Origin of the sequence: Streptomonospora alba, assembly GCF_000826685.1 — a bacterium.
GTDB lineage: Bacteria > Actinomycetota > Actinomycetes > Streptosporangiales > Streptosporangiaceae > Streptomonospora > Streptomonospora alba.
The window spans coordinates 1-4,582 of the sequence record NZ_JROO01000079.1 but is presented as its reverse complement, the minus strand read 5'-3'; the positions used below and the strand labels follow the sequence as shown (position 1 = coordinate 4,582).

At 64.6% G+C, this 4,582-nt stretch carries 6 protein-coding genes; 2 read left to right on the top strand and 4 right to left on the bottom strand.

Annotation, left to right across the window (positions count from 1 at the left end; all coding sequences use genetic code 11):
• Nucleotides 1-938 precede the first annotated feature (938 nt).
• On the bottom strand, nt 939-1,214 hold the full coding sequence (locus LP52_RS25305) for a hypothetical protein (protein WP_157036482.1): 276 nt from the start codon (nt 1,212-1,214) through the stop codon (nt 939-941).
• A gap of 60 nt (nt 1,215-1,274) precedes the next feature.
• Between LP52_RS25305 and LP52_RS26920 the strand changes: the two genes are divergently transcribed.
• The gene (locus tag LP52_RS26920; RefSeq protein ID WP_169775410.1) at nt 1,275-2,081 is read left to right on the top strand and encodes a NucA/NucB deoxyribonuclease domain-containing protein; all 807 of its coding nucleotides are present in this window, start codon (nt 1,275-1,277) and stop codon (nt 2,079-2,081) included.
• A gap of 640 nt (nt 2,082-2,721) precedes the next feature.
• The gene (locus tag LP52_RS25300; protein ID WP_040276936.1) at nt 2,722-2,976 is read left to right on the top strand and encodes a hypothetical protein; all 255 of its coding nucleotides are present in this window, start codon (nt 2,722-2,724) and stop codon (nt 2,974-2,976) included.
• Here the strand turns inward: LP52_RS25300 and LP52_RS25295 are convergent.
• The 3 genes from LP52_RS25295 to LP52_RS27860 all read right to left on the bottom strand — a co-directional run bounded on the left by LP52_RS25295 (nt 2,959) and on the right by LP52_RS27860 (nt 4,571).
• A complete protein-coding gene (locus LP52_RS25295) occupies nt 2,959-3,831 on the bottom strand; it encodes an IS3 family transposase (protein ID WP_040276935.1) in 873 nt (290 codons plus the stop codon). The genes LP52_RS25300 and LP52_RS25295 overlap by 18 nt on opposite strands.
• Nucleotides 3,831-4,127 carry a transposase gene (locus LP52_RS25290; RefSeq protein ID WP_040276934.1) on the bottom strand — a complete coding sequence of 99 codons (297 nt, stop codon included), beginning with the start codon at nt 4,125-4,127 and terminating at the stop codon, nt 3,831-3,833. The genes LP52_RS25295 and LP52_RS25290 overlap by 1 nt, the downstream gene beginning before the upstream one ends.
• Nucleotides 4,128-4,427: 300 nt before the next feature.
• A complete protein-coding gene (locus LP52_RS27860; RefSeq protein WP_274518825.1) occupies nt 4,428-4,571 on the bottom strand; it encodes a hypothetical protein in 144 nt (47 codons plus the stop codon).
• Between the last annotated feature and the right edge of the window lie 11 nt (nt 4,572-4,582).

Here is a 4,582-nt window from a genome sequence, read left to right as displayed (position 1 = left end):
CTGCGTACACCGATGATGAGCAGACCTCGCCCACACCAGGCGTTGTCCCGTCCGCTGAGCCGCAATCGACTGGGCGGCTAGAAGCCGAAGGTGTATCCGAGTCCGGCGTAGGCGGACGGCCACGGTTGGACGTCGTCGAGGCTGTCGAAACTGCCGCATCAGCAGTCGCCACAGAATCTGCAGCCCCGTCTGAGTCGGTACCGCGGTGCCAGGCCGAGGCCTGGCACTGGGCCCTGGACAACCGTGGTGAGGGCGGCTCGTTGCCCACCGGCCGCGAGATCGCGTCCCACTTTGGCCACAAGGAACGTTGGGGCGTCTGATCAAACAGTGGGGACAGCAGGGGCGCTTCGATCAGGCGAGGGTTCCTTCCCTCGCGCTGTAGAGACTGATTCCGGCCTTAAGACAGCTGTGAGTTCGCGGAAGCGTGGGGTTTTTGTCGGTTTCTGGTGAAGTGAATGAAATCGGCTTATAGGGTCGGCGAAGGCGCAGGTCATTCAGTGTGCTCCCCGCACACGCGGGGATGGTCCCCCTCCGCGACGTGGTGTGCGGCGACTGCGGAGGTGCTCCCCGCACACGCGGGGATGGTCCCGGGTGGCTTATCGCCCAGCACCGGTGGGAGCAGCCCGACCGGGCCCGTGAGCGGTGTGCTGGTGCTCCGGCCCAAAGGCGGTCCGCATCCTGCGTGACGAGTTGCGCCTGAGGGACTTGAGTTTCCGAGATGAGTGAGACCCGGCTCCCGGACAGTCCAGTGCCCGGCGAGTTGGAGCGTCACCGCGTGGAGTGACTGGCCACTGCTATCGCATGCCTTGGCGACCCTCCAGGCCGACCAGGCATGCGCCAGGCATCTTGGTGCCCGGTCTATCTCGACGTAGTGGGATGCCGAACGCGCACACCGGCCCAGTGGTTGGGATTTACGTTTCCGGCTTGCCACGCGTGTCCTACAGCAGCGTCTGCTGCTCGGGGCCGTTGCGATGGCCGAACCGCTCGCCTGCGCTGGCGACGAGCGCATCGATTCCAGGCGCGGACGTCCACTGCTCGGCGACGATTTCGTGTAGGAGGAGCGCGGCGGCGACGGTGTCCCACAGGGCCCGGTGGGGGCGCCCGTCGGGCACCAGTTCGCCGAGGCGGCCCCTCAGGGCGTAGCGGTCGACGAGGGCGGTCAGGGAGCGCACAGTGGCTCCCGTGCGTTTGGCCAGGCGCAAGGTGTCGATCACGCCGGCCGGGCGGACGCCGGGATAGCGCCGATGCAGCGGGCGCCAGTCGACACCGACGTTATGGCCCACGAGGTAGCGGCCGGTGAGGCGCAGGGCGAGTTCGGTCCCGACCGCATCGGGCAGGGGAGCTTCGGAAAGTTCCGTAACACGAGCAACTCTTCAGAGGTGACCCCGCCTCCATCCGAACGCCGTAGCGGAAAGCTGACTCTCTGGGAGACTCAACCTGAATGGTCGTTGACCTATATCGCTCCCGACGACGGGCCGCAATTCGAGAGCGGTGATTTCCAACTCGTCTCCGACATGGTCAGCCTCGACATGGGCGTCTCTTCTCCCGGGGCCACGCCTCCCTATTCGGCCATCGGCGAAGCCAATATCAACGCCCGGTATGATTACCGTGGGTCCTCCAATTATGTTCCAACGCCCAAGGGAACCGTCTTCCAGGATGCTCAGCCCTACTTCTCTCTTAGTCTAAACGATCCAGCCGTGAACGAGCAGGCGCAACACATGCGCGATGCATTGGAACGCCCCTATTTGACCTTCCCATCTTGGGTAGGAAAGACTGTTCCGGGAACCAGCGAACCACTGCACCGCACGACCGATGAGACCCAACGTGATCGCAACCGAGAGAAGGCAATCAGTACCTGCCGCGACGTTTGGGGTAGCGACTACGGCTCCGGCAACACACTGCATTGCGACGAGTTCCCCTTCGCTACCACTATGGAAGGGGCAGGTGCTGGTACCGACCGGTTCTCGGCCCGCCCCATCGACCGAAGCGACAACGAGGAAGCGGGGCGACGCCAGAACACCTTCTATAAGTCTAACCGGATTCTGCACGGGGACGCCTTCCGCGTCGAAGTGACCTCTTAAGAAAGGCCGCCATCGGAATTGGAACCCGTTCAACGTCTGGAGGTGCTCGTCCGGCCCACGCACGGCGTCGTCGACGTGCACGACAGCATGTCCCACACCGATGCGAACCACCGTCCGACTCCCGGTGCTACCACGAGCCAACTCTCCCTAAGGACCGCCGAAGAATCCCTGCGGACGCGATTCCTTCTCCAGTGCTGGGAAGGGCAGCCGACCGTAGGTGGCGACGATGAAATCGCCGCGGGCAATTTCGCCAGTCCCTCCGGGAGAATCGCAGTCACCCCTCTGTTGGGGGATACCCAAGGGGAGCTGCATCTTCCTGCACCCGGTCATTACAGCTATATCCTGTTCAGACGGGGGGCCGAAGAAGCAATGCAGCGCAGTATCGATATTTGGGAGCAAGCCGAAGAAGAGGAGCTTGATGACACCCAGACTTGGGAGTTGCTGAGCCAACTCGACGGGACCGAAATCTACACCTTGCACTTGTGGAAACCGTCATGGAACGGAGAACCACAAATCCCCCGCCCATCCTCATAACTCCGACGTAGGCCAGGGGGTCCGGTGGACGTCGGAAATTGACGTTTCGGCTCCGGGCCCCACTGGTGTCAGAACGATTGCATAGTCGGAGGCGGGGATCGCCGCTGTGGGCGCCCTCCTCGCCGGGCTCGATGTGGCCGGACGGATGATCAGCGCCGATGCTCTGCACACCCAGAGGCCCACCGCCGAGCATCTGGTCGGGCGCGGCGCGGACTATCTGCTTACCGTCAAGGCCAACCAGCCCACACTGTTCGCCCAAGTCAAGGCGCTTCCGTGGGCGCAGGCGCCGGTGTTGGAGGCCACCCGTGAGCTTCCCCCGCTTGTGTGGACGCTGTCGGTGAGGTCAGCCGCGGGTGCTTGAGGGCAGGTTGAGCCCTTCGAACGTGGCAGGACTGCGCATTCCGATACTGGAGTGGCGCCTACGAGGATTATACCAGCATTCTATCCATTCGAAGATTCCTGTGGACAACTCATCTCGGGTTTTCCACGCCCGACTGTCGAGCAACTCCAACTGCATCGTCGCCCACAGCGACTCCATCATGGAATTGTCGTAGCAGTCGCCGACCGTTCCCATTGATCCCAGAAGGCCGGCGTCGCGCAGACGCTTCCCGAACGCCCACGACGTGTACTGGGTCCCGTGGTCGGAATGCAGGATCGTGGAACGCGGTAGCGGATTGCGCCGCGCGACAGTCATCGCCAGCGCGTTGACCACCAGGTCGGTGTCCTGGCGCGCATCCATCGACCAACCGATGACACGCCGCGAATAGGCGTCCATCACGGCAGCGCAGTAAAGTTTCCCTTCCTGAGTGGGGTGCTCGGTGATATCGGTCAGCCAGAGGCGGTCGCGCCCAGTCACGGCGAATCGCCGCTGGACCAGGTCCTCCTCGGTGGCGGGGTTGGCCCGGCCGCGGCGAATCCGGCGCCGGTAGAGGCCTTGCAGACCGGCCTCGCGCATCAGGCGCTCCACCCGCTTGCGGTTCACACGCTCGCCCAGACCCAGCACCGGTTCGGCGTGCACGCGCGGCGCCCCGTAGGTGCCGCGCGATTCCTCGTGAATGGTGCGGATCGTCTTCGTGATTTCCCTGTTGCGTTGGGCGCGCGGTGATTCGGGCCGATCGCGCCAGGCGTAGTATCCCGACGTGGATACGTTGAGTACTCGACAGGTCACCGCGACCGGGATCGAGTCGGCGGCACATTCACGGACCAGCGAGTACATTACTTTGGGAGTACGTTCTCACTGGCAAAATAGGCTGCGGCCCGCTTGAGGATCTGGTTTTCGGATTCCAGTTGCTTGTTGCGGCGGCGCAGCTCGGCGAGTTCCTTCTTTTCCGCACTTGTAGGCCGGGCGGCATCGCCGGCCGCTTTCTCCTCGGCAGCGGCCTGGGCGACCCGGTTCTGCAGGCACGAGCGGCTGATACCGAGGTCTTTGGCGAGCTCGACGGTCGACTTGCTGCCCTGGCGCGCCAGCTCGACAGCGCGGCGGCGGAACTCGGGCGAGTGTGGAGAGGGCATGGGCGACATCCTTCCTGATGATCACGCCTGCCCTCACCTCAAGTGTCCGCGCTACGGGGGGAAGCTCAACCCCAGGTGCGGCAGAGGGATCAGGCGAGGTCTCAGGAGGGGAAGACGGCGCTGAGGGCTCCGGTGGTTCCGGTTCGGCACCGGGGGCGGGCTCAGGTGGCGCCGGGGCGGCAACCGCGGCATCGGCCGGTCCCGCACCCACGGCAGGAACCAGAAGCGCGGCAACCAGTGCCAGCACGACCAGCGCCGCAGCGGAGAGAATGAGCCGGGCGCGGTGGCGGGTGCGCATCCTCAGCCCAGCCCGACGAAGCCGCGCAGGATCTCCACCAGGATCGGCGCGAGGATCGCCACCCCATAGCCCAGCGCGGAGTACTTCAGCGTGTCCTTGGCCTTGCTGACCTCGCCGGGATCCCCGCCGGCCAACAGGTAGCGCAGCCCGCCGATGG